Source organism: Bradyrhizobium sp. Mp19, assembly GCF_029952935.1.
In the GTDB taxonomy this organism is placed as follows: Bacteria; Pseudomonadota; Alphaproteobacteria; order Rhizobiales; family Xanthobacteraceae; genus Bradyrhizobium; species Bradyrhizobium elkanii.
Genome location: NZ_JASAUT010000002.1, coordinates 330,024 through 353,625 on the forward strand (window position 1 = coordinate 330,024; position 23,602 = coordinate 353,625).

23 protein-coding genes are annotated in these 23,602 nt (G+C 65.2%); 15 read left to right on the forward strand and 8 right to left on the reverse strand.

Features of this window, described 5'->3' with window-relative positions; genetic code table 11:
* Positions 1-24: 24 nt before the first annotated feature.
* Positions 25-1,005 (reverse strand): hypothetical protein, encoded by a 981-nt coding sequence (locus tag QJT82_RS04350; protein ID WP_028344791.1) that lies wholly within the window; start codon positions 1,003-1,005, stop codon positions 25-27.
* A 258-nt stretch (positions 1,006-1,263) separates the two neighbouring features.
* On the opposite strand from QJT82_RS04350, the gene QJT82_RS04355 reads away from it, so the two are divergent.
* Positions 1,264-2,517, forward strand: a complete 1,254-nt coding sequence (locus QJT82_RS04355; RefSeq protein ID WP_028344790.1) for a cyclopropane-fatty-acyl-phospholipid synthase family protein — start codon at positions 1,264-1,266, stop codon at positions 2,515-2,517.
* Between the two features lie 20 nt (positions 2,518-2,537).
* Here QJT82_RS04355 and QJT82_RS04360 read toward each other — a convergent pair whose 3' ends face one another.
* Positions 2,538-2,858 (reverse strand): hypothetical protein, encoded by a 321-nt coding sequence (locus tag QJT82_RS04360; RefSeq protein ID WP_155258845.1) that lies wholly within the window; start codon positions 2,856-2,858, stop codon positions 2,538-2,540.
* A gap of 34 nt (positions 2,859-2,892) precedes the next feature.
* Between QJT82_RS04360 and QJT82_RS04365 the strand changes: the two genes are divergently transcribed.
* The 13 genes from QJT82_RS04365 to QJT82_RS04425 all read left to right on the forward strand — a co-directional run bounded on the left by QJT82_RS04365 (position 2,893) and on the right by QJT82_RS04425 (position 17,128).
* Positions 2,893-3,015: a hypothetical protein gene (locus QJT82_RS04365; protein ID WP_256520498.1), complete on the forward strand. Its 123-nt coding sequence runs from the start codon at positions 2,893-2,895 to the stop codon at positions 3,013-3,015.
* 292 nt (positions 3,016-3,307) lie between these two features.
* A complete protein-coding gene (locus QJT82_RS04370; RefSeq protein ID WP_028344789.1) occupies positions 3,308-4,810 on the forward strand; it encodes a replicative DNA helicase in 1,503 nt (500 codons plus the stop codon).
* A gap of 48 nt (positions 4,811-4,858) precedes the next feature.
* Positions 4,859-6,163, forward strand: a complete 1,305-nt coding sequence (alr, locus tag QJT82_RS04375; RefSeq protein WP_028344788.1) for an alanine racemase — start codon at positions 4,859-4,861, stop codon at positions 6,161-6,163.
* Between the two features lie 30 nt (positions 6,164-6,193).
* Complete coding sequence (locus tag QJT82_RS04380) at positions 6,194-6,964, forward strand: exodeoxyribonuclease III (protein WP_028344787.1); 771 nt, start codon at positions 6,194-6,196, stop codon at positions 6,962-6,964.
* Between the two features lie 274 nt (positions 6,965-7,238).
* Positions 7,239-7,964, forward strand: coding sequence for a sulfite exporter TauE/SafE family protein (locus QJT82_RS04385; RefSeq protein WP_028335150.1), 726 nt, complete (start codon positions 7,239-7,241; stop codon positions 7,962-7,964).
* Between the two features lie 451 nt (positions 7,965-8,415).
* Positions 8,416-8,703: a hypothetical protein gene (locus tag QJT82_RS04390; protein ID WP_028344786.1), complete on the forward strand. Its 288-nt coding sequence runs from the start codon at positions 8,416-8,418 to the stop codon at positions 8,701-8,703.
* Positions 8,704-8,875: 172 nt separating this feature from the next.
* The gene (locus QJT82_RS04395; protein ID WP_028344785.1) at positions 8,876-9,490 is read left to right on the forward strand and encodes a hypothetical protein; all 615 of its coding nucleotides are present in this window, start codon (positions 8,876-8,878) and stop codon (positions 9,488-9,490) included.
* A gap of 96 nt (positions 9,491-9,586) precedes the next feature.
* Positions 9,587-11,098, forward strand: a complete 1,512-nt coding sequence (radA, locus tag QJT82_RS04400; protein WP_028344784.1) for a DNA repair protein RadA — start codon at positions 9,587-9,589, stop codon at positions 11,096-11,098.
* A 215-nt stretch (positions 11,099-11,313) separates the two neighbouring features.
* Complete coding sequence (locus QJT82_RS04405; protein ID WP_026192677.1) at positions 11,314-11,949, forward strand: CvpA family protein; 636 nt, start codon at positions 11,314-11,316, stop codon at positions 11,947-11,949.
* Positions 11,950-11,983: 34 nt separating this feature from the next.
* Positions 11,984-13,510: an amidophosphoribosyltransferase gene (gene purF / locus QJT82_RS04410; protein WP_028344783.1), complete on the forward strand. Its 1,527-nt coding sequence runs from the start codon at positions 11,984-11,986 to the stop codon at positions 13,508-13,510.
* A gap of 176 nt (positions 13,511-13,686) precedes the next feature.
* Positions 13,687-14,427 (forward strand): SDR family NAD(P)-dependent oxidoreductase, encoded by a 741-nt coding sequence (locus QJT82_RS04415; RefSeq protein WP_028344782.1) that lies wholly within the window; start codon positions 13,687-13,689, stop codon positions 14,425-14,427.
* A gap of 185 nt (positions 14,428-14,612) precedes the next feature.
* The gene (locus QJT82_RS04420; RefSeq protein WP_028344781.1) at positions 14,613-15,752 is read left to right on the forward strand and encodes a hypothetical protein; all 1,140 of its coding nucleotides are present in this window, start codon (positions 14,613-14,615) and stop codon (positions 15,750-15,752) included.
* Between the two features lie 149 nt (positions 15,753-15,901).
* Positions 15,902-17,128, forward strand: coding sequence for an ABC transporter substrate-binding protein (locus QJT82_RS04425; protein WP_028344780.1), 1,227 nt, complete (start codon positions 15,902-15,904; stop codon positions 17,126-17,128).
* A gap of 123 nt (positions 17,129-17,251) precedes the next feature.
* Here the strand turns inward: QJT82_RS04425 and QJT82_RS04430 are convergent, their stop codons facing one another.
* The 4 genes from QJT82_RS04430 to QJT82_RS04445 all read right to left on the reverse strand — a co-directional run bounded on the left by QJT82_RS04430 (position 17,252) and on the right by QJT82_RS04445 (position 20,032).
* Positions 17,252-17,821, reverse strand: a complete 570-nt coding sequence (locus QJT82_RS04430) for a DUF2147 domain-containing protein (protein WP_028344779.1) — start codon at positions 17,819-17,821, stop codon at positions 17,252-17,254.
* Positions 17,822-17,872: 51 nt separating this feature from the next.
* Complete coding sequence (locus QJT82_RS04435) at positions 17,873-18,535, reverse strand: DUF3313 domain-containing protein (protein WP_028344778.1); 663 nt, start codon at positions 18,533-18,535, stop codon at positions 17,873-17,875.
* A 392-nt stretch (positions 18,536-18,927) separates the two neighbouring features.
* Positions 18,928-19,602: a TetR/AcrR family transcriptional regulator gene (locus QJT82_RS04440; protein ID WP_028344777.1), complete on the reverse strand. Its 675-nt coding sequence runs from the start codon at positions 19,600-19,602 to the stop codon at positions 18,928-18,930.
* Positions 19,603-19,771: 169 nt separating this feature from the next.
* On the reverse strand, positions 19,772-20,032 hold the full coding sequence (locus QJT82_RS04445) for a hypothetical protein (protein ID WP_028344776.1): 261 nt from the start codon (positions 20,030-20,032) through the stop codon (positions 19,772-19,774).
* Positions 20,033-20,227: 195 nt separating this feature from the next.
* On the opposite strand from QJT82_RS04445, the gene QJT82_RS04450 reads away from it, so the two are divergent.
* Positions 20,228-20,620 carry a nuclear transport factor 2 family protein gene (locus QJT82_RS04450; protein ID WP_028344775.1) on the forward strand — a complete coding sequence of 131 codons (393 nt, stop codon included), beginning with the start codon at positions 20,228-20,230 and terminating at the stop codon, positions 20,618-20,620.
* Between the two features lie 38 nt (positions 20,621-20,658).
* Here the strand turns inward: QJT82_RS04450 and QJT82_RS04455 are convergent, their stop codons facing one another.
* Both QJT82_RS04455 and der read right to left on the reverse strand, forming a co-directional pair.
* Positions 20,659-21,915 (reverse strand): tetracycline resistance MFS efflux pump, encoded by a 1,257-nt coding sequence (locus QJT82_RS04455; protein WP_028344774.1) that lies wholly within the window; start codon positions 21,913-21,915, stop codon positions 20,659-20,661.
* 50 nt (positions 21,916-21,965) lie between these two features.
* Positions 21,966-23,348, reverse strand: coding sequence for a ribosome biogenesis GTPase Der (der, locus tag QJT82_RS04460; protein ID WP_018271263.1), 1,383 nt, complete (start codon positions 23,346-23,348; stop codon positions 21,966-21,968).
* Between the last annotated feature and the right edge of the window lie 254 nt (positions 23,349-23,602).

Genomic DNA, 23,602 nt, shown 5'->3' on the forward strand with positions numbered 1-23,602 from the left:
GACCTTGCGGCCCGGCGTTGGCGATTATTTCGAGGTCGGGGCTTCCGGTGGGCCGGAGCCTGGCGTCGTGGGCGGCGGTGGCGGCGGCGCGGTCGCAGTCACCGGCGGCGCGGCTGGCGCCGGAGCGGGCGTTGCGGCTGCGGCCGGCTCGGACGCGGCAGGCGCAGCCGCCGCAGGCGCCGGTGTGACCTGCGGAACCGGATCGGATCGCACGGCAGCCGGTTCGCCGCCGCCATTGCTCTTCGGCGCGTCGACCTTTGCCGCGTCGGGCTCAGTGGCGGGCTTCGCCGGCTTCTCGGCTTCACCCTTGTCGTCATGCCTGGTGGACGTCTTGGGTTCGGTCTTGGGATCTGTCTTGGACTCGTCGCCGGTCGCCGCGCCCTTGGGCGTCTCCTCGGACTTCGGCTCCTCGGCGGGCTTGCCGCGACGGCCGTGCTTCTGACGCGACGGCTTGCCCTCGCCCACGGCCTGCGGCGTCTGGCCGTCATCCAGCTTCGCGCCTTCCGGCGTCTCGCTCGGGCGCGCCATCCGCTTGCCGTGGCGGCCCGGACGCCCTTCGGGATTCAAGCCGTCGGCGTCGGGTTTGGCACCTTCCTGCGGCGCGGCATCCTGATGCCGTCGGCGGGCCGGGCGCTCGGACGGCTGCTCCGGCGACTGGTTGGCTTCCTGCCGGCCGTCCCGGCCCTTGGCGCCCTCCTTGGCCCCCTTGGGCTGATCCTTGGCCTGATAGCGCGGGTCGTTGGCGCCGTTCGAAATCAGATAGGACGCAAGCACGCCGGCCATGTCGCTGGACGTCGTGTAGTGCTGGCGCAGGAAGCCCGGCAGCGAACCGGCCGGCACCGACTTCAGCAGGCCGCGCGGGCTCTTGTGGCAAGCAGCGCAGGTGCTTGCGAAGATCTGGGAGGGGCTCTTGCCGGCCTCGAGGTTTTGCGCTTGCGCCGAAACGGCCGACAGGCAGCCAACCAGAAGCGCCACCGTCGCCAGACTGAGGGCTCGGCTCAACATTCCTTAAGTCTCCAGATTCCGGAAAAATCGCCGCCGGCGCCTGATGGATCGGCCGCGGCGGTCACCTTTTAGCCGATTATCGCGCGAATGGAAGCGCGCCCATGACGCATCCACGCAATTGTCACATTTTGGAATATCGGCTTTGACCACAACGCTATAGCGCGATCTAATTCCCTGCCTATCTTGAGGTTGGGGACACATTGGGGTGATCAGCTCCGGTGGTGTCGGTGTGCAGCTTGCCGTTCCGTTGGTGTTTCGATGGACCGATTGTTGCGATACTTCTTGGGGCGCTTCATCCGCCGCGGTTCGATCACGTTCACGACCGCGAGCGGCGCTCAATTCACCTGCGGTGACGGCACGGGCGTACCGGTCGCCGTGCGCTTCATGACGCGGGCGGCCGAACTCCGCATCCTGGTCGATCCCGAACTGTATCTCGGCGAAGCCTTCATGGACGGCACGTTCGTGGTGGAGCAAGGCACTATCGCCGACGTGCTGGCGGTCCTGATGGGTCAGGCAGCCATGCTGCCGAACTTTGCCAGGCTGCAGGCTTGGGTACGCTTCCTCGGACGCCGCGCCCAGCAGATCAATGTGCGCGGCCGATCCAGGAGCAATGTCGCCCGTCATTACGATCTCGACGGCCGCCTCTATTCCCTCTTCCTCGACGCGGACAAGCAATACAGCTGCGCCTATTTCGAGGCACCGGACGCGACGCTGGACGATGCCCAGCTCGCCAAGAAGCGGCACCTCGCCGCAAAACTCCTGATCAAGCCCGGCCACCGCATCCTCGACATCGGTTCCGGCTGGGGCGGCCTTGGGCTCTATCTTGCCGAGATGAGCGGCGCCGACGTCACCGGCGTCACGCTGTCGACCGAGCAGCTGCAGATTTCCAGCGCGCGGGCGACGGAGCGGAACCTGGCGCACTCCGCGCGTTTCCTGATGCAGGACTACCGCGACATCCCCGGACCGTTCGACCGCATCGTTTCGGTCGGCATGTTCGAGCATGTCGGGGTCGCCTTCTATGAAACCTTCTTTGCGCGCTGCGCCGAACTTTTGAGCGACGACGGTGTCATGGTGCTGCATTCGATCGGGCGCTCGACCGGCCCCGATGTCACCAGCCCCTGGATCCGGAAATACATCTTCCCCGGCGGCTACATTCCGGCGCTCTCCGAGGTCATGCCGGCGATCGAGAAGGCCGGATTGCTGATCTGCGACATGGAGATCCTGCGCCTGCACTATGCCGAGACGCTGAAGGCGTGGCGCGAGCGCTTCATGGCGCGGCGCGAGGAGGCCGTGCGGCTCTACGACGAGACGTTTGCCCGGATGTGGGAATTCTATCTGGCAGCCTCGGAGATGTCGTTCCGCGTGCAGAACATGATGAACTTCCAGCTGCAGCTCACCAAGCGCCAGGGCATCGTCCCGATCACCCGCGACTATATCGGTGGCGAAGAAGCCCGTCTGCGGCTGAAGGAGGCCGGCGCGGCCAAGCCCCGGCTGCAACTCGCCGGCGAATAGGCCTGACGGAACGGGTGCTGCTAGTTGCGCAGGCTGTAGACCGACCTGCAATGGACGAAGGTCGGTGCGGGACGGGCCAGATGGGCCGCGGCGGCGGAAATCAACCGGGCATCGCAGGGAACATCGCGGACCTCCGGACGCGCCGCCTGCTCCATGGCATCGACAAGCGCCGCCAGCCAGCGGCGGTCCATGCCACCTACCCGGCCGAGCCCTAATCGCGCTGTCTGAAACTCTCGAGCCATCGCCGCCGTATCTTCCCTGAGCGGAGACAACCCGGAATCCGCCGGGTCGTTCCCGCGAACCTGCCGCAAAAAAAGTGCGGCGCATGTGATCTGCTTCACAGAGGTCTGTCCCGGGCTGTCGTAGTGGTCCGGAATGACCCGAGAAACACACCAGACGATGTTGGACCCGCAGCGCGATATCGCGACCGACTACGCCCTGATCGCCACTGGCGTGGTGGCCGCCTTGATCGCGCTGGCCTTCCTCATTTTGGTCTGAGGAATCGACGCCAACAGCCGCCTCGCCTCTCCATGGGTCCGCTCGCCTGGCAAAAGGTTCAGGCGGCGTCCGATTTTTGCCAACGACAGTGCTGATCGGCCGGGTCCCGCCCGGTTTCGGACAAAACCGCCGTCAAGCGGAATGCATCCGGCTGTTTCGGATTCACACCTCGCGTTGTGTGAATCGTGCATAAGAAACATCCGTCCTTTCGCTTCGTGCCGGGCTGGCGCTTCATCGCGGCCCCACATCCGAAAATCTCAGTAACGACGAAATCAGAAGAATAAGCTCGTCCATGGCCTTGATTGATTCGAACGTCCACAAGCTCGCGCCCGACGCCGCATCCCCGGCCTACCGGAGTGCGCCGCACAACATCGAAGCGGAACAGGGCCTGCTGGGCGCGATCCTGGTCAACAACGACGCCTTCTACCGGGTCTCCGATTTCCTGGAGCCGAAGCACTTCTTCGAAACCATCCATCAGCAAATCTATGAAACCGCCGGAAGCCTGATCCGGATGGGCAAGGTCGCGAACCCCGTGACCTTGAAGACGTTCCTGCCGGCCGAGCTCGACATCGGCGGCATGACGGTCGGCCAATACCTCGCCCGGCTTGCCGCCGAAGCGACCACCATCATCAACGCCCAGGACTACGGACGCACCGTTTACGATCTCAGCCTGCGCCGCAACCTGATCCAGATCGGCGAGGACATCGTCAACGTCGCCTACGACGCGCCGGTCGACTTCGCGCCGCGCGCCCAGATCGAGGATGCCGAGCGGCAGCTCTACGGCCTTGCGGAAACCGGCCGCTATGACGGCGGCTTCCAGCGCTTCGCACAGGCACTGACGATCGCGGTCGACATGGCGGCGAAGGCGTTCCAGCGCGACGGCAAGCTGTCGGGCATTTCGACCGGTCTGCGCGACCTCGACGCCAAGATGGGCGGCCTGCAGCCGTCCGACCTCATCATCCTCGCCGGCCGTCCCGGCATGGGCAAGACATCGCTCGCCACCAACATCGCCTACAACATCGCCAAAGCCTATGTGCCCGAAGTCCAAGCGGACGGCACCACCAAAGCAGTCAATGGCGGCTGTGTCGGCTTCTTCTCCTGCGAAATGAGCGGCGAACAGCTCGCCACCCGTATTCTCGCCGAGCGCACCGGCATCCCCTCGAGCCACATCCGCCGCGGCGGCATCAGCGAACTGGATTTCGAGAAGATCCGCGACTGTTCGATCGAGCTGCAATCGCTGCCCTTCTACGTCGACGAAACCGGCGGTCTCTCGATCTCGCAGCTCACCGCGCGGGCGCGACGGCTCAAGCGCCAGAAGGGCCTCGACCTGATCGTGATCGACTACATCCAGCTGCTGCAGGGCTCGGGTAAACGCGGCAACGACAACCGCGTGCAGGAAATCACCGAGATCACCACCAACCTGAAGGCGCTGGCCAAGGAACTGAACGTTCCGATCATCGCGCTGTCGCAGCTGTCGCGTCAGGTCGAAAATCGCGACGACAAGCGACCGCAGCTGTCCGACCTGCGTGAATCCGGCTCGATCGAGCAGGACGCCGACGTCGTGATCTTCGTCTATCGCGAGGAATACTACCTCGCCAACAAGGAGCCGCGCGCGGGCACGCCAGAATATGAGAAGTGGCAGATGGACATGGACCTTGCCCACGGCAAGGCCGAAGTCATCATCGGCAAGCAGCGCCACGGCCCGACCGGCACGGTCGATCTGCACTTCGAGGCCAGCGTCACGCGCTTCGGCGACCTCGCACCCGACGGTCAGGTTCCGGATCACGGCCACTGAGATCCGGACTCGGTTGAACGACGCAAGGCAGCCGCGTACAACTGAGCCATGAACATCGTGACTGACGCGAAATCGCAGCTGACGCCCGAGGCCAGTTTGCTGGCGGCCCACCCGACCGCCGGCGGTATCCTCACCATCGACCTCGACGCCATCATCGCCAACTGGCGCAAGCTCGAGAAGACCGCGGTGCCGGCCGAATGCGCCGCCGTGGTCAAGGCCAACGCCTATGGCTGCGGCGCCGAGCAGGTTTCGCGGGCGCTGGCCAAGGCCGGCTGCAAGACCTTCTTCGTCGCCAGCGTCGAGGAGGCCGCCGCGGTGCGCGCGGCCGCTCCCGAGGCGACCGTGTATTCGCTCGGCGGCTTCTTCCAGAACAGCGGCGACGCCTACGCCAGGATCGACTGCAAGCCGGTGATTGGCGATCTCAACGAGCTCGCCGAATGGGACGTGTTCTGCCGCCGCTCCGGCTGGTCCGGCGGCGCCGCCATCCATATCGACACCGGCATGAACCGGCTGGGGCTCACGGTCAGCGAGGCGCAGGGCATCATCCCGCGGATCAATGCCGGCGACCACGGCATCACGCTGGTGATGAGCCACCTCGCCTCCGCCGAATTGCTCAACAATCCCGCCAACGCCAAGCAGCTTGCGAGCTTCCGCGAGATCGCGAGCCTGTTCACCGGCGTGCCGGCCTCGCTGGCGAATTCTTCCGGCGTGTTTCTCGGCGCGCAATTCCAGTTCGAGATGGTGCGGCCGGGCTGTGCGCTCTACGGCGTCAATCCGACGCCGGAGGCCGACAACCCGATGCAGCAGGTGGTCGACCTCAAGGCGCGCATCGTGCAGATCCGCAACATCGACCGCGGCGAGACCGTCGGCTATGGCGGCACCTGGACCGCGCGCCGGCCGACCCGGCTTGCGATCGTCGCCGCCGGCTATGCCGACGGCTATTTCCGCGCCGCCAGCGCCAATGACGGCACCCGCGGCGCCGAGGTCGTGGTCGCCGGCAAGCGCTGCCCGATCGCCGGCCGCGTTTCGATGGACCTGATCGCGGTCGATGTCACCGACCTCGACAAGAATGCCGTGCGGCGCGGCCACATGGTGACGCTGATCGGCGAAGGCATCACGGTCGACGAGGTCGCGCATCATTTCGGCACCATCGGCTATGAGGTGCTGACCAGCCTCGGCCGCCGCTTCGTGCGCATCTACAAGGGCGGCGATGCCGTCGCCGCGAGAAGCGACGCGATCGCCGAGACGAGCGAGCCGGCTGCCGCGCCCGCAGCGCCGCCAGCCTTGCCAACAGCAGCACCCGCTGCGCCGCCGCCATTGCCGGCCGCCGAGCCAACGGCGACGTCCACCTGACATGATCAAGGTTCGCGATTGCCGGTGCGCATGAAGATCGCGACCTTCAACATCAACAACGTCAACCGCCGCCTGCCCAACCTGTTGCGCTGGCTCAAGACCGCCAAGCCCGACATCGTCAGCCTGCAGGAGCTGAAGGCCAGCGACGCCGAGTTTCCCGCGGCCGCGATCGAGCAGGCCGGCTACGGCGCGGTGTGGCAGGGACAGAAGACCTGGAACGGCGTCGCCATCCTCGCGCGCAAGGCCGAGCCGGTGCTGATCCGCACCGCCCTGCCCGGCGATGCCGGCGATCACGAAGCGCGCTACATCGAGGCCGCGGTGCGCGGCATCGTCGTCACCAGCCTCTATCTGCCGAACGGCAATCCGCAGCCCGGGCCGAAATTCGATTACAAGCTCGCCTGGTTCAAGCGGCTGCGCGCCCACGCCGCCAAGCTGCTCAAAGAGGACGTCCCGGTGGTGCTCGCCGGCGATTACAATGTCGCGCCGACGCCCCTCGACATCTACCCGACGCGCTCCTGGGACAAGGATGCGCTGATCCAGCCGAAGAGTCGCGCCGCCTTCAAGGCGCTGGTCGATCAGGGCTGGTGCGATGCGATCCGCACCCTGCATCCGGACGCACCGATGTTCACCTTCTGGGACTACAAGCGCCAGCGCTGGCCACGGGATGCAGGCCTCCGGCTCGATCATCTCCTGCTCAGCCCCGCAGTGGCGCCGCGGCTTGTGAAAGCCGGCGTCGACCGCACCATCCGCGGCGAGGACGGCGCCAGCGATCATGCACCGGCGTGGGTGGTGCTGAGGTGACGTGCCGGCATCACGCCTCGTGGATGGTGGACGCGACGCGGATCGGATGATGCCGCACACACCGCCGTCGTCCCGGCGCAAGCCGGGAACCATAACCACAGGATTGGCTTGGTAAGTAAAGCTGTGGCCCCAGCGTTGTGCAACAATCACCTTCGGTGGCTATGGGTCCCGGCCTGCGCCGGGACGACATCGAGTTTGTTGCGCGAGCTGCGGGGGCTTGCGCGGTCAGGCAACTCAGAGGTATGGGGCGATCACACCTCACCGGAGCGCGCAGGTGGGCTTCCTCTTCGTCCTCATCGTCGGCCTGGTTGCCGGCACCATTTCCGGCATCGTCGGCACCGGCTCGTCGATCATGCTGATGCCGGTGCTGGTCTATCAGTACGGACCGAAGCAGGCGGTGCCGATCATGGCCGTCGCCGCCGTGATGGCCAATCTGTCGCGCATCCTCGCCTGGTGGCGCGAGGTCGACTGGCGTGCCTGCATCGCCTATTCGATCACGGGCATTCCGGCCGCCGCGCTCGGCGCGCGCACCCTGCTCGCCCTGCCCTCGCATGCGGTCGATATCGCGATCGGCGTATTCCTGATCGCGATGGTGCCGGTGCGGCACTGGCTGGCGCGGCACAGGCTGAAGGCCAATCTCTGGCATCTCGCAATCGGCGGCGCGCTCATCGGCTATCTCACCGGCATCGTGGCCTCGACCGGTCCGCTCAGCGTGCCGCTGTTCCTGTTCTACGGTCTCAGCAAGGGCGCGTTCCTCGCCACCGAAGCCGCAAGCTCGCTCGGGCTCTATGTCAGCAAGTCGGTGACGTTCGAGCGCTTCGGCGCACTGACACCGGACATCGCGCTGAAGGGCCTGATCGCCGGCGCCTCGCTGATGGCCGGCGCCTTCATCGCCAAGCGCTTCGTGCTGCAGCTGAAGCCGGAGTCATTCCGCTTGATCATGGACGGCATCATGCTGGCGGCGGGCACGGCGTTGCTGTGGTCTGCAATGACGCAGTAAAATTCCGACAGCGACTGCGTGAGACCAGGCCTTAAGCAGGCCGATTTCACCGTGACGAACACCAACATCCTCCCGATGATGTCGTAATTCTACGGGGCTTTGCGCATCGGGTGACGTGTACCCCGAAAGAGTTTTGTTGAGCGCTCACCTTCCGTTGTTATCCGGATTGCCACCATCCGGCCTCTGCGTTTATGACAATCTCATTACTTGCACTTGATCGTTTGCGGAAAAGAACTTTGCTCCAGCAGGCATCACAGGGTTGATCGACGACCCGGATGCGAGTCCCGAGAGTTCAGGCGACACGAGTTCAGCGACACATGGCGTGCAAATCGGGCGCAGAGCCCGGCGCCTGATGTCGCCGATGTCGGCCTGACGGAGTCGGGATCGCAAGTCGAAGCATTGGGAGTCGCGGGTTGTCAAAGCCCACGACAGGCGGAAAGGCAGGCGCGCGATGCGCAAGATGATGATCACGACTGCTGCGATTGTGACGTTCACTGTTGCCGGCTCGGCGTTCTGGCCGACGGCAAAGCCCGATGTCGCGCAGTTCGGCGACAGCGTTTACGAGACGATCTGGGTCTGGCGCATTCCGGCCTACGCCAACAATCCGTCCTGGCGGGTTCGCTGGAGCTGGAGCGATCCGTTGCGCGCGCAGGCGCGATGCTGCCGGGCTCTGCCGACGAGTTTGACGCCGCGCGAGAATCCGCCGCTGCTGCTGTCGAGGCGGGACCTCCGCGTTTGACCGCGCGTACAAACGAGAGCAGTTCCCTTGCGCGAAGCGCATTTGATTCAAATTCGCGCTGTAGTTGAACTTACTTTTTATCCTTAACCAGAAACCTGATCTTTGATTTACATCTGCAAGATGCGGTTTACCCTGTCTCCGCAAGCACAGCGGATTCAGGGACAACAACAAGATGCGCCAGCCAAGCCTCACCCTGTGGTTGACCGTGTTTCTGGCGGCACAAGGTTTGAGCGTCGCGGCAGACGATACAAGACCGGGACAACCGGGTGCCGTTGCCGCCGCTGACCGCGTCGCATGTTCCCTGCAGCCGAAAAGCGAGGAACCGTCCGATCCGTCGTCGACCTCGGCAATTCCCCACGCCGAAAAATTCGTCGCGCGGGAACATTTCAAGGAGGACATCGCCTCGAGCGCGCCGGTCAGGATTTCCTGGTTGGGCGCGACCTTCGCGCAGCGCTTCACGAACAAGGTCGAGGACGATAGCGCCGGCGCATCGTTGCAGACCTTCATCCTCAGCGCAGCCTCGAGCGACAAGGAGATCCTCGCCAAACTGGGTCAGAGCCACGAGAGCAGGCTGGCCGACGTCTGGTGCGCGTTGAGGCGACAGCCCAGCGGCAGCACCGGCCCGCTGGAAGTCAGCGCCAAGCCGAACGTGTTTTACGTCCGCGACAGCGCCGGAGAGCTTGGTGCCGTCGACGTGCTGTGGGGCGGCGTCGGCTGGGAAATCGGCGCAAGCCCGATCGGAGACAAGCCGCGCTGGCCGGGCGGAACGCGGGTGTTCTCGCGCTGAGCCGGCCCCGCCATCGGGCGCTCCGTCTTCGATGGATCGTGCGCGGCGGCCGAACCGTGTTATGCATCGTGCTCGATAGCGCGACTCACCTGCTCCATGGCCAAATCCACCCTCTCCTTCGTCTGCCAGAACTGCGGCGCGGCGTATAATCGCTGGCAGGGCAAGTGCGACTCCTGCGGCGAGTGGAACACGCTGGCCGAGGAAGACACCACAGGCTCGGTGCCGGTTTCGATCCGCAGCAAGCGCAAGGGGCGGACGTTTGCGCTGGAATCGCTGTCCGGCAAGACCCAGGACGCGCCGCGGCTGTCCTCCGGGATGGCCGAGCTCGACCGCGTCACCGGCGGCGGCTTCGTCCGCGGCTCGGTGCTGCTGGTCGGCGGCGATCCCGGCATCGGAAAATCGACGCTGCTGACCCAGGCGACCAGCATGATGGCGCGTGCCGGCCACCGCGCGGTCTATATCTCCGGCGAAGAGGCGGTCGCCCAGGTGCGGCTGCGCGCCGAACGGCTCGGGCTCGCGGACGCGTCGGTGCAGCTGGCTTCGGAAACCTCGGTCGAGGACATCGTCGCGACGCTGTCGGAAGGCGCGGTGCCGCGCCTGATCGTGATCGATTCGATCCAGACCATGTGGACCGACACGGTGGAATCCGCGCCCGGCACGGTGACCCAGGTCCGCGCCTCCGCGCAGGCCCTCATTCGCTTTGCCAAGAAGACCGGTGCCGCGATCATCCTGGTCGGCCATGTGACGAAGGACGGCCAGATCGCCGGCCCCCGCGTGGTCGAGCACATGGTCGATGCGGTGCTGTCGTTCGAGGGCGAAGGCTCGCAGCAGTTCCGCATCCTGCGCTCGGTGAAGAACCGTTTTGGCGCAACCGACGAGATCGGCGTGTTCGAGATGACCGGTCTCGGCCTGCGCGAGGTCACCAACCCCTCGGAATTGTTCCTCTCCGAGCGCGAGCTCGGCAGCCCCGGCACGGCGGTGTTCGCCGGCATCGAGGGCACCCGTCCGGTGCTGGTCGAATTGCAGGCGCTGGTGGCGCCGACTTCGCTCGGTACGCCGCGTCGCGCCGTGGTCGGCTGGGATCCGAGCCGGCTGTCGATGGTGCTCGCGGTGCTGGAAGCGCATTGCGGCGTCAAATTGTCCGGACATGACGTCTATCTCAATGTCGCCGGCGGCCTGCGCATCCAGGAGCCGGCGGCGGACCTTGCCGCGGCTGCCGCGCTGGTCTCCTCGCTGGTGAATGCGCCGCTGCCGACGGATGCGGTCTATTTCGGCGAGATTTCGCTATCGGGCGCGATCCGCCCGGTGGCGCAGACCCCGGCCCGGCTCAAGGAGGCCCTCAAGCTCGGCTTCGCTCGCGCCATCCTGCCCGAATCGGCCCGCGGCGAGAGCGGCGGCGATTCAGGGCTCACCCTCAACAGCGTCGGCAATCTCACCACGCTGGTCGCCGAAATTGCGGCACGCGGTACGCCAAGAGGCGACCGGGGAACGCCAAGAGGCGACCGGGGAACACCGCGAGGCGACCGGCGCGACCCGGGCGGGTCCGGAGGCCCTGATGCGGCTGAGAAAAATGCCACACCAGCCCGATTCCGTCACGAGACCAGCTAAAGCGGGCGTGACGTATCAGCCCCTCGCCGCTATACATCCGCCGCGCGGGACAGGTGGCGCTCTGGCCTTGCCGGATGCCCCCAATGCGCCTCAGTTAGGACGGCACCGACTTTGCCGATTCGCGAGAGCCCTTAGCAGCGTAAGCCCTTAACAACGTAAAACAACGTAAGCCCTTAACAGCGTACCGAAACGTACCCAGCGGACCTGACAAGCCGATGCCCATAACGATACTTGATCTCGTCCTGCTCGGCGTGATGCTGATTTCGGGCCTGCTCGCGATGGTGCGCGGCTTCATGCGCGAGATCCTGTCGATCGCGGCCTGGGGCGCCGCCGCGCTGGTCACGCTGTATGCGTTCTCGAAGCTTCTGCCGACTGCCAAGACCTATTTCAACAACGACACGGTCGCGGCCGTGGTCGTGGTGGCCGGCGTCTTCATCGGCACGCTGATCGTGGTCTCGATCGTCACGGTGCGGATCTCGGACATGATCCTGGATTCCCGGATCGGCGCGCTCGACCGCACCCTCGGCTTCCTGTTCGGGCTCGCTCGCGGCCTTTTGATCGTGGTCGTGGCGTTCATGTTCTTCACCTGGCTGGTTCCGGACAAGCAGCGGCCCGATTGGGTGACCGGGGCGAAGTCCCGGGTGGTGCTGCAGGGAACCGGGGATTGGCTGATGTCGCTCTTGCCTGACGACCCCGAGAACACCATCTTAAAGAAGTTCAAGAAGAATAAGCCAGACGACGATTCTGCGGCCGATACCAATGATCAGGCGACGCCGGCGTCGGGTGATGGCTATAGCAAACCTGCGCGTGACAGCTTGAAGAAGCTGATCGAGAAACCCGCGGGCCGATAAACTATTTGGGCCCTTACGAGAGGCGATGAACGAGATGCAGACCCCTTCGGATCATACCGACCAAATGGATCTCGACCTCGGCCCGATCGAACTGCAAGACCCTCTCAGATATCACCCGGATCTCGATGGCGACACGCTCCGCGAGGAATGCGGCGTGTTCGGCATCTTCGGCCATCCCGAGGCCGCCGCGATCACCGCACTCGGCCTGCACGCCCTGCAACACCGCGGCCAGGAAGCCGCCGGCATCGTCTCGTTCGACGGCAGCCGCTTCCACAGTGAACGCCGCCTCGGCCTGGTCGGCGACGCCTTCTCCCGCCGCGAGGTGATCGAGCGCCTGCCCGGCAACGCCGCGGTCGGCCATGTCCGCTACTCCACCACCGGCGGCACCATCCTGCGCAACGTGCAGCCGCTGTTCGCCGAGCTCAGCGCCGGCGGGTTTGCGGTCGGCCACAACGGCAACCTCACCAATGGCCTGACCCTGCGCCGCGAGCTGGTCAAGGGCGGCGCCATGATGCAGTCGACCACCGACACCGAGGTGATCCTGCATCTCGTGGCGCAGTCCAAGCGCACCCGCTTCATCGACCGCTTCATCGAGGCGCTGCGCACCATCGAGGGCGCCTATGCGCTGGTCGCGCTGACCAACAAGAAACTGGTCGGCGCGCGCGACCCGCTCGGCATCCGCCCGCTGGTGCTCGGCGATCTCGACGGCCGTCCGATCCTGACCTCGGAGACCTGTGCGCTTGACATGATCGGCGCGAAATACGTCCGCGACATCGAGCCCGGCGAGATCATCGTGTTCGACGAGACCGGCGCGCACAGCCACAAGCCGTTCCCGCCGAAGCCGGCCCGGCCCTGCATCTTCGAATACATCTATTTCGCGCGGCCGGACTCGATCGTCGGCGGCCGCTCGGTCTACGACGTGCGCAAGGCATTCGGCGCCCAGCTCGCGCGCGAGAGCCATCCCGAGGTCGACGTCGTGGTGCCGGTGCCGGATTCCGGCGTGCCCGCCGCGGTCGGCTACAGCCAGTATTCCGGCGTGCCGTTCGAGCTCGGCATCATCCGCAACCACTATGTCGGCCGCACCTTCATCCAGCCGACCCAGAGCGTGCGCGAGCTCGGCGTGCGCATGAAGCATTCGGCCAACCGCGCCGCGATCGAGGGCAAGCGCATCATCCTGATCGACGACAGCCTCGTGCGCGGCACCACCTCGAAGAAGATCGTGCGCATGATGCGCGACGCCGGCGCCCGCGAGGTGCATTTCCGCCTCGCCTCGCCGCCGATCCTCTATCCCGACTATTACGGCATCGACCTGCCGGACCGCGGCGGCCTGCTCGCCGCCACCCATTCGCTCGAGGAGATGCGCGACATCATCGGCGCCGACTCGCTCGCCTTCCTGTCGATCGACGGCATGTACCGCGCGATGGGCCATGAGGGGCGCGACCCGGCAAATCCGAGATTCGCCGACCATTGCTTCACCGGCGCCTATCCGACCCACCTGACCGACCAGAGCGAAACCGAGGCGCCGCCGCGCCAGCTCTCGCTGCTGGCCGAGGCGAGCTGAGGCCCATCCACGGTGTCGTCCCTGCCTAGGGCGCGATTGCGCTCCGGAGCAGGGACCCATAACCACCGACCTACCTGGCTGGGCAGCGTTAGACACAAGCACTGTCTTCCATTATCGCCGTCACGGCGTATAGGTCCCTGCTTTCGCAGGGACGACGATTTGTTAGAGTCCCTTCCATGACAAAACCCCTCGCCTCCCGGATTGCCCTCGTGACGGGCGCCTCGCGCGGCATTGGCTATGCGACATCCCTCGCACTCGCCAAAGCCGGCGCGCATGTCGTGGCGGTGGCGCGCACGCAAGGCGGGCTGGAAGAGCTCGACGACGAGATCCGCAAGGCCGGCGGCAGCGCCACCCTGGTGCCGCTCTCGCTCACCGACTACGAGGGCATCGCGCGGCTCGGGCTCGCCCTGCATGAGCGCCACGGCAAGCTCGACATCCTGGTCGGCAATGCCGGCACCGCAGGTCCCTCCTCGCCGCTCGGCCATATCGAGCTGAAGCCGTGGAACGACGTGTTCGCGATCAACGTCAACGCCAATTTCCAGCTGATCCGCTGCATGGACCCGCTGCTGCGCCAGTCCGACGCCGGCCGCGCCGTGTTCGTGACGTCCGGCGTTGCCCACAAGGCCAACGCCTATCTCGGCCCCTATGCCGCCTCGAAGGCCGCGCTGGAGGCACTGGTGCGCTCCTGGGCCAACGAGACCGCCAACACGGCGCTGCGCGTCAACCTGTTCAGCCCCGGCCCGATCCGCACCCGGATGCGCGCGCAGGTGTTTCCCGGCGAAGAACCGATGACGCTGGATACGCCCGACATGGCCGCCGAATTCATCGTGCCGATGTGTTCGCCCGCGTGGACCGAGACCGGCAAGCTCTACGACTACAAGGCGCGCACGCTGCGGACCTTCCAGCCGCCGGTTTAATGGAAATCCCCTCCGTCATTGCGAGGAGCGATAGCGACGAAGCAATCCATGCGCCCACATTCGCGGAAGAATGGATTGCTTCGCTTCGCTCGCAATGACGGTGGTACCCGTTGACTCCACTCCCGCCCCAAGATTGACTGCGCATCCCAGCGGAACCACCGCCAAGAAAAATCTCGGGAGGCAACATGACGCCGACGTTCAATCGCGCGCGCTCCATTCTGTCCGGATTGTTTCTCTCCGCCTGTATCGCATCATCGGCCCTTCTCGCTCTGCACGCGCCCGCCAGGGCCGGCGATGTCCCGACCTTTGCGGTCGATGCGTCCTGGCCAAAGCCGCTGCCGAACAACTGGATCCTCGGCCAGGTCGGCGGCATCACGGTGGATTGGCAAGGCCATATCTGGATGATCCACCGGCCGCGCTCGCTGACCGACGACGAGAAGGGCGCGAGCCTCAATCCGCCGCGCTCGAAATGCTGCATCTCGGCGCCGCCGGTGCTCGAATTCGACGCTGACGGCAATCTGCTGCGGTCCTGGGGCGGTCCGGGTGACGGCTATGAGTGGGTTGGCCGCGAGCACGGCATCGAGGTCGACGAGCGCGGCTTCGTCTGGATCGGCGGCAACGCCGACAATGACAATGCGATCCTCAAGTTCACCCTCGACGGCAAATTCGTCGCGCAGATCGGCTCGATCGCACCGAGCAAGGGCAGTAACGACACCACCCAGCTCGGCAAGCCCGCAGAGACCGCGATCGACAAGGAGGCCAACGAGATCTACGTCGCCGACGGTTACGGCAATCGGCGCGTCATCGTGTTCGATGCCACCACCGGCGCCTACAAGCGGCACTGGGGCGCCTATGGCAACAAGCCCGATGACGCCAAGCAGCCGCCCTACGATCCGAAGGCGCAGGTCGCGCAACAGTTCGGCAATCCCGTGCACTGCGTGAAGATCGCCAATGACGGACTGGTCTATGTCTGCGACCGCATCAACAACCGCATCCAGGTGTTCAGGAAGGACGGCAGCTTCGTGAAGGAGTTCTTCTTCGAGAGGAGCACGCTCGGCAACGGCGCGGTGTGGGACATCGCGCTGTGGCCCGATCCCAAGCAGACCTACCTGCTCTCCGCCGACGGCGAGAACAACGAGATCCGCATCATCAGGCGTGACGACGGCGCGGTGGTCGGCAGCTTCGGCCGCAACGGCCGCAACGCCGGGCAATTCCACTGGGTGCACGCGCTCGCGGTCGACGCCAAGGGCAACGTCTATACCGCCGAGGTCGACACCGGAAAGCGGATCCAGAAATTCAAGCTGACCTCCGACGCGCTCAAGTAGGGATTTCACCGGATGACGCTTCGACGCAGGCCCACCCGGCTTTAGGCGGATTGCCGCCTCCCCCGGGAAAGGGTAAGCGGGAACTTGTGCGACCGGCAAAAAGGCTCCGCAAGAGGGCTGCCCGGACTTTAGACAGTGGAGGGAATTTCATGACAACGACGTTTGCGCGGCGCTGCGCCGCGCTTCTTGCTTGCGCTGCACTCGGCTTCTCAACCTCTGCGTTCGCGCAGGACAAGACCGTCAAGATCGGCGTGCTGAACGATATGTCGAGCCTCTATGCCGACATCGGCGGCCCGAACTCGGTGGTCGCGATCAAGATGGCCGTCGAGGATTCCGGCCTGCTCAAGAAGGGCTGGAAGATCGACGTCCTGAGCGGCGACCACCAGAACAAGCCCGACGTCGGCGTCAACCTCGCCCGGCAATGGGTCGACAACGAGAAGGTCGACGCGATCGCCGACACGCCGAACTCCGGCGTGGCGCTTGCGGTCAACAATCTCGTCAAGGAGAAGAACATCGTCCTGCTGAATTCGGGCGCGGCGACCGCCGACCTCACCGGCAAGGCCTGCACGCCGAACACGATTTCATATACCTACGACACCTACATGCTGGCCAACGGCACCGGCAAGGCACTGACGAAGGCCGGCGGCGACACCTGGTTCTTCCTGACGGCCGACTATGCATTCGGCCACGCGCTTGAGCGCGACACCACCGCGGTGGTCAACGGCAATGGCGGCAAGGTGCTCGGAAGCGTCAAGCATCCGATCAACACCGCCGATTTCTCGTCGTTCCTGCTGCAGGCACAATCGTCCAAGGCCAAGGTGGTCGGCCTCGCCAATGCCGGCGGCGACACCACCAACGCGATCAAGCAGGCGGCCGAATTCGGCATCGTTTCCGGCGGCCAAAAACTTGCGGCGCTGCTGCTGTTCATCAACGACGTGCATTCGCTCGGGTTGAAGACCGCGCAAGGCCTGACGTTCACGGAATCCTTCTACTGGGACATGAACGACCAGACCCGCGCCTGGTCGAAGCGGTTCTCCGCCCTCGCCAACAAGAACGCAATGCCGTCGATGACCCAGGCCGGCAACTACGCGATGGTGCTACACTATCTCAAGGCGATGGAAGCGCTCGGCGGCAATCCGCATGACGGCGCCAAGGTCGTCGCCAAGATGAAGGAATTGCCGACCGACGATCCGCTGTTCGGCAAGGGCCCGCTGCGCGCCGACGGCCGGCGCCTGATTCCGGCCTATCTGTTCGAGGTGAAGAAGCCCGAAGAGTCCAAATACCCCTGGGACTATTACAAGCTGATCGCCACGATCGCGCCGGAAGACGCCGCGAAGCCGCTTGAGGCCAGCGACTGTCCGCTGGTGAAGAAGTGACCGCGTAGCGGTCATTCCGGGGCGCGCAACGCGCGAACCTCAGATGCGCAATTGCGCATCGGGGAATCTCGAGATTCCGGGTTCAATGCTGCGCATCGCCCCGGAATGACTTTTTGCACCTTCTTACTTCGCCGCCGACTTCGCCTTAACGGGCGCTGGCAACGATACCCATTCCCTGTCGGCGCGCGGGCCGCCGACATCGCCGGTCAGGCCGACGAGCTGGCCCGGCTGCACGTCCAGCGTCTGCGTCCAGGCCTGGGTCTGGCACAGCAGCTTGAGCAGACATCCCTTGAGCTTCAGCCGGTCGGACCTGTCGCGCCACAGCGAGACCGCGTAGGACTTGCCGTCCTCGGCGTTGTAGATGTCGCCGTCGAACTTGCCCTCCGGCGTCAGCTTCAATCCGAGGATCAGCTGATGGCCCAGCAGCGCACGCGTCCGCTTGTCGGGGTCGGGATTGAAGCTGTCGCGGAACGGCTGGCCGTGTGAATCAAGCGGATCCTTCATCCACACGATGAAGCCGCAGATGCGGTCACGCGCAGGGCCGCAGCGCTCGAGGCGGATGCGTGCGCGGCCGTCTTCGGTCAGCCAGGTGCCGCTGGGATCGGCCGGAGCGATCGTCTCGGCGCGGCCGGTCGAGCTCATCAGCAAGGCAGCGACGAGGCTGCGCAGAAACATGCGAACCAGAAAGTTCATGGTAAAGGACCTTTCAGTGTCGGGATGGTTTGCGGACGCGCGAGGCGCGCCTCACTTCAATTGCGCCATGAACGCATCGGCGCCCTTCTCGATGCCGGCGGTGGCCGCGGCGAGATCGCCGACGCTCGCCTTGATGTCGTAGGCGTTGGGATATTGCTTGCTGACATAGGCGCCGAGCAGGCGCGAGGTCGAGCTGTCGAACATCTCGACGGCATAGATGACGGAGCCCGTCATCGTGCCCTCGCCGTCGCGCGCGGCCTGCACGCCGTTGTAGACTGCGCCTGCCAGATCGAAACGCGACAGCGTGCCGAGCACCGGCGTGTTGGCGACCGCGCCGGTCAGCGTCAGCCGCAGGCGGAACGTGTTCGGCCCGCGCGTGTTCACCAGCGTGAAGCGGCCGCGCAGCTTGTCGGCGAAGCGGGTCTGCATGTAGGCGGCGAGCGTCTGCTTGTCCTTCTCGGACATGTCGCCGAACTGATGATCCGCGCCGCGATAGATCACGACCGGATCGATCATCACCTTGTTGTAGCTCCGCCAGTCGACCGGCGGCGCATAGCGATACGGCACACGCCCCGAAGAATCGGACGTGTCCGGCGTCATGTAGGCCGACGATGCCACATCCGAATAGGCCACCGGCGTGACGGCGGCACATCCTCCGGCGAGGACGCAAAGCGCCATCGCTCCCAGACCGCGCGCGGCGATCGAGCTCTCCATTCCAATCTCCTCATCCGACCCTAAAGCGGAAGAGCAGCTCGGCCGCAGCCGCGTCCGGGGCTGAAAGTACGGCTGCGGCCGTCACTGCCGACCTGGCTCGCCGTCGCGGCGCCGCCAGATCTTGCCTCAGTGCGGCGAACTATAAAACCGACCAGTTGGTTTGTAAAGTTGCAATTGCAGGAACCGCGTCAGAAAAATGCGGCGGTCGAAATGTCGTGCTGGCTGGCGAGGCCGCTTCGCGAATAGCGGTCGCGCGTTGTCACAAACCCGAGATATCTCGTGTGGTACCGCAGAAATCGCCGGGGGATTTCAGGGGCCCGGTGCCGATCCAACGCCGCCAAGCGATCCATATTCCGCTTGGGCGGCGTTGCGCTTTCGAAAGCGCCGGAAATTCAGCCGCGCTTGCGCGCCGATGCCGGTTTTGGGGCCGGTGCGCCGGCAGGCCGCGGCGATGCCGCGTGTGCCGCCGTCGCCCTGGACGGCTTTGTTGCCTCGGTCGCCCCCTGCTCCATCGCGGTCCACTTGCTGTTGTCGAGCAATCGTTCAAACAGGCGATCGCGCTCGGCCTCGGTCAGCGACAACATGCCGAACAACGAGCTCAGCAGCAGCCCCCGCGCCGCCGCCCAGCGCAGCAGCGCGAGATCGGGATCCCTCGCCTCGGCCTTCATCAGCGCGACCTTCTTGATGTCGGCATCGCGCGGCATCGCCATCAATTCGGGATTCTCGTTCATCGCCGCCAGCAGTGCGAACGCCCCTGCCCGCGGCGTTGAGATCGCCTCCCGCAGCGTCGCGATCTGCGCCGACAGTTCGGGCTGGTCCGTGGTCCCGCGTACCTTTTCGATGTAGCGGTTCGAGAATTCCTCGAAATGCGCCATCTGCTGCTCGAGCAAGGCGCGCAGCACCGCTTCCTTGGTGCGGAACTGATGCATCACGCCGCCCTTGCTGAGACCGCTCTCGCGCGCAATGGCGTCCAGCGTCAGGCGCCCAGGACCATCGCGCGTCACGATGGTGATCGCGGCGTCAAGTGCGGCGTTGCGGGAGCGTTCCGAGCGGGAAGGATTATCCATGGTGTACTCAGGAAGGAGTCGCTTGAGATCACAGTATCTCAGCGGCTTCGGTCAATCTCAAGCGCCGCATCTGATCTGCGAGGCAGCGCGAACGGCGTCCGCGAAATGGCGGTGCCGGCCTCGAAAGACGCATCAATTTCAGGAATCGGTCATCGAGCTATCCGATCGCTCACGCGCACAAGCGAACCTTCTGCAGCAGGCCATGAAGGAAACCGTGGGCCATTCGGCCGACGACCCTTTCCCCACGACCGCGCGCGCGGGCCACGGACTGCGCGTCGGCATAACTCGCCGCGACGATCGTCCCGTGCCTGCCGCCATCGAGTTTCAGGTCGGTCAGGTAGACAAGGCCGCGCGACGTCAACAGCGCCGCCTGCGCGTCGCTGAAGCGGGTCAATTCATCGCAGATATCAACGGCCTCGTCGGTCACCATGCTGCTCCTGGCAGAGCGCCCCGGAGCGAGGCGCGCGTCTTCAACCGGTATCAGTTCTTATACAAACCAACCAGATGGTTTGTAAACAGGCAAAATGACGCGACCCGGCAGGTGCGGCCGGACGCAACAGCGTGTCGGATCGGCGCCCCCGCATTCGTCCTCGAAGCATCAGCCAGCACTCGGAGCACGCGAGCGATGACACAGCAGAAACAGACGGCGGAAACCGAAATCAGGGCGCTCATCGACGCCTGGACGGACGCCGTCCGCCGACGCGACTATCAAGGCATCTTCGCCCATCACGATCAGGACATCGTGATGTTCGACGTTCCGCCGCCGTTACAGTCACGCGGATTGGACGCGTACGGCAAGACGTGGGACTTGTTCTTCAGGTATCACCGCCCCTCCTACGCCTTCGATATCGAGGAGATCGCGATCACGGCCGGCGACGATGTGGCCTTCGCGTTCGCGGTGATGCGGTGCGGCCCACCTGATGCCACGTTCCAGTTCAGGCTGACGATCGGCTTGCGCAAGATCGACGACGAGTGGCGCGTCATCCACGAACACCATTCGGTGCCGGCGACGGAATAGAACGTCTCGCGGTGGATCCGTCGGCGCCTTTGCCCGCCCTAGGCTTTCTTCGCCGCCGTCGCGCGCCAGGCGATGGCGAGTGCGAGCAGCAGCAGCGCGCCGGCCAGATAGAACGGCGCGCCGGGCATTTTCAGCGGCACATTGTCGCCGATGAAATACGCAAACGTCAGCGTGAACAGGAAGGGGCCGATTAGTTCCGACATGCTCTGCACGCTTGATGTCGCGCCCTGCAACTGGCCTTGCTGGTCGGCGGCGACGAGTTGCGTCGTCAGCGCCTGCGTCGCAGCGCCCGAGAGGCCCCACAGCGCCATCACGGGAATGCCGATCCAGAACAGCTGGCCGGTCGGCGCGGCGCCGAAGATCACGAAGCCCAGGGCGCCGCAGACGAGGCCGAGGAACAGCGCGTTGCGCTCGCCGAGGCGCTGCACGATCGGGCCGATCGCCGCGCCCTGCACGATCATGCCGCAGAGGCCGACCAGCGCCAGCGTCGCACCGACGGTGCCGGTGTCCCAGCCATAGCGATAGGTGGCGTAGAGCACGAACACCGAGGGCAGCACGACATGCGCGAGCTGGCCGAAGAACGTCGCCAGCGACAGGCCGGCGAGCGTCCGGTTCGAGCGCAGGAAATGCAGCGCGCCGATCGGATTGGCGCTCTTCCATTTGAACGGCGCGCGCCGCTCCACGGGCAGCGATTCCGGCAGGATGAACAGGCCATAGAGCCCGTTGACGAAGCTCAAACCCGCCGCCGCCCAGAACGGCAGCCGCGGATCGATCTCGCCGAGCAGGCCGCCCAGCGCCGGTCCGAGGATGAAGCCCGCGCCGAAGGCAACGCCGATCTTGCCGAACATAGCGGCGCGCTGCTCCGGCGCGGTGACGTCGGCGATATAGGCGAACACGGTCGAGATGCTCGACGAGGTGATGCCCGAGATCGCCCGCCCGATGAACAGCCAGATCAGGTTCGGCGCCAGCGCCATCAGCACATAGTCGGCGGCGAGACCGAAATTCGACAGCAGCACCACCGGCCGGCGGCCGAAGCGATCGGACAGCGCGCCGAGGATCGGCGAGCAGACGAACTGCATCAAGGCCCAGATCGAGCCGAACACGCCGAAGATGCGCGCCGCGTTTGCGGTGTCGTTGTCGACGAAGCCCTCGATCAGCTTCGGCAGGATCGGGATGATGATCCCGAGCGCGAGCATGTCGAGCAGCAGGGTGATGAAGATGAAGATCACCGCGCCGCTGCGCGGTTGCGGAACGGCCGCAGGCTTGGGATTCTCATTTTGACGCGTTTTCTTCACGCGAACCGGTACCCCACTTCGCTCGAAAACGCTATGCTCGGCCTCGCCGCTCACGACGGCCGTTTGCGCTTGTGGGCGAACGGATTGGCCTTCTCGCGCAGCGTGATCCGGATCGGCGTGCCCGGCAGATCGAAGGTCTCGCGCAGCGAGTTGATGAGGTAACGCAGATAGGATCGCGGGATCGCGTCGGCGCGCGAGCAGAACAGCACGAAGCTCGGCGGGCGCGCCTTCACTTGCGTGATGTAGTTCAGCTTCAGCCTGCGGCCCGAGACCGCCGGCGGCGGGTTGGCCTGGATCGCCTGCTCGAACCAGCGATTGAGCGCCGAGGTCGGCAAGCGTCGGTTCCAGACCGCATAGGCCTCCTGGATCGCCGTCATCAGGCGGTCGATGCCTTCGCCCATCAGGCCGGAGACGGCGACGATCGGCGCGCCCTTGACCTGCGGCAGCCAGTGGTCGGCATCGGTGCGCAGTTGCGAGATCTGGTTGGGCTTGCGCTCGACGAGGTCCCATTTGTTGACCGCGAGCACGATGGCGCGGCCTTCGCGCTCGATCAGGTCGGCGATGCGCAGGTCCTGCTCCTCGAACTTGTTCTGCGCGTCCATCATCATCACGACGACTTCGGCAAAGCGCACCGCGCGCAACGCGTCGGCGACCGAGAGCTTCTCCAGTTTCTCCTCGATCCGCGAGCGGCGGCGCAGGCCGGCGGTGTCGAACACCCGGAACTGGCGGCCCTGCCAGGTGATCTCGACCGCGATGGAATCGCGCGTGGTGCCGGCCTCGGGGCTGGTCAGCAGCCGCTCCTCGCCGAGCAGATGGTTGATCAGCGTCGACTTGCCGGCATTGGGCCGGCCGACAATGGCGACGCGGATCGGACGCTGCGCGGCCTCCTCCTCCGAGATGTCCTCGTCATCCTCAAGCTCGTCGTCTTCCTCCGGTGTCTCCGGCACCAGCGCGCTCAGCGCCTCGTGGAGGTCGCCCATGCCCTCGCCATGCTCGGCCGAGATCTGGACGGGATCGCCGAGCCCGAGCGCGTAGGATTCCATCGCGCCGATCTCGCCATGCTTGCCCTCGGCCTTGTTGGCGACCAGCACCACCGGCTTGTTGGCCTTTCGCGCGAAGTCGGCGAAGGCACGGTCGGTCGGCGTCAGGCCGACGCGGGCGTCGATCACGAACATCAGGGCGTCGGCGAGCTCGATCGCGGTTTCGGTCTGCTCCTGCATCCGCGCCGTCAGCGAACCCTTGGCGCCTTCGTCCAGACCTGCGGTGTCGATGATGGTGAAGTCGAGATCGTAGAGCCTGGCCTGGCCCTCGCGGCGATCACGCGTCACGCCGGGCTCGTCGTCGACCAGCGCAAGCTTCTGGCCGACCAGCCGGTTGAACAGCGTCGACTTTCCGACATTGGGCCGGCCGATAATGGCGATGGTAAAAGACATGGATTATCCCGGCGCGGTCTGTAGTCCGCGGGTCAAGGTGCTGGAAAGAACTACAGCAGGAATAAGGAGCGGTCGAAGCAAATGATGGAGCATCTTCTCCCTCTCCCGTTCTTACGCGGTCGAGACGAGCGGAGCTCGCTCTTAGAGGGTTGGGGTGAGGGGCCCTCTCCGCGAACACTGCCTGTTGTGAGTTCGTGGAGACTCCCCCTCACCCGGAATTCAAGGTGTGCTTGAATTCCGACCTCTCCCCGCAG

Coding starts and splice junctions, on each gene's coding strand:
- QJT82_RS04350 (WP_028344791.1), bottom strand. CDS start 1,005: ATGTTGAGCCGAGCCCTCAGTCTGGCGACGGTGGCGCTTCTGGTTGGC.
- QJT82_RS04355 (WP_028344790.1), top strand. CDS start 1,264: ATGGACCGATTGTTGCGATACTTCTTGGGGCGCTTCATCCGCCGCGGT.
- QJT82_RS04365 (WP_256520498.1), top strand. CDS start 2,893: ATGACCCGAGAAACACACCAGACGATGTTGGACCCGCAGCGCGATATC.
- QJT82_RS04370 (WP_028344789.1), top strand. CDS start 3,308: ATGGCCTTGATTGATTCGAACGTCCACAAGCTCGCGCCCGACGCCGCA.
- alr (WP_028344788.1), top strand. CDS start 4,859: ATGAACATCGTGACTGACGCGAAATCGCAGCTGACGCCCGAGGCCAGT.
- QJT82_RS04380 (WP_028344787.1), top strand. CDS start 6,194: ATGAAGATCGCGACCTTCAACATCAACAACGTCAACCGCCGCCTGCCC.
- QJT82_RS04390 (WP_028344786.1), top strand. CDS start 8,416: ATGCGCAAGATGATGATCACGACTGCTGCGATTGTGACGTTCACTGTT.
- QJT82_RS04395 (WP_028344785.1), top strand. CDS start 8,876: ATGCGCCAGCCAAGCCTCACCCTGTGGTTGACCGTGTTTCTGGCGGCA.
- radA (WP_028344784.1), top strand. CDS start 9,587: ATGGCCAAATCCACCCTCTCCTTCGTCTGCCAGAACTGCGGCGCGGCG.
- QJT82_RS04405 (WP_026192677.1), top strand. CDS start 11,314: ATGCCCATAACGATACTTGATCTCGTCCTGCTCGGCGTGATGCTGATT.
- purF (WP_028344783.1), top strand. CDS start 11,984: ATGCAGACCCCTTCGGATCATACCGACCAAATGGATCTCGACCTCGGC.
- QJT82_RS04415 (WP_028344782.1), top strand. CDS start 13,687: ATGACAAAACCCCTCGCCTCCCGGATTGCCCTCGTGACGGGCGCCTCG.
- QJT82_RS04420 (WP_028344781.1), top strand. CDS start 14,613: ATGACGCCGACGTTCAATCGCGCGCGCTCCATTCTGTCCGGATTGTTT.
- QJT82_RS04425 (WP_028344780.1), top strand. CDS start 15,902: ATGACAACGACGTTTGCGCGGCGCTGCGCCGCGCTTCTTGCTTGCGCT.
- QJT82_RS04430 (WP_028344779.1), bottom strand. CDS start 17,821: ATGAACTTTCTGGTTCGCATGTTTCTGCGCAGCCTCGTCGCTGCCTTG.
- QJT82_RS04435 (WP_028344778.1), bottom strand. CDS start 18,535: ATGGAGAGCTCGATCGCCGCGCGCGGTCTGGGAGCGATGGCGCTTTGC.
- QJT82_RS04440 (WP_028344777.1), bottom strand. CDS start 19,602: ATGGATAATCCTTCCCGCTCGGAACGCTCCCGCAACGCCGCACTTGAC.
- QJT82_RS04445 (WP_028344776.1), bottom strand. CDS start 20,032: ATGGTGACCGACGAGGCCGTTGATATCTGCGATGAATTGACCCGCTTC.
- QJT82_RS04450 (WP_028344775.1), top strand. CDS start 20,228: ATGACACAGCAGAAACAGACGGCGGAAACCGAAATCAGGGCGCTCATC.
- der (WP_018271263.1), bottom strand. CDS start 23,348: ATGTCTTTTACCATCGCCATTATCGGCCGGCCCAATGTCGGAAAGTCG.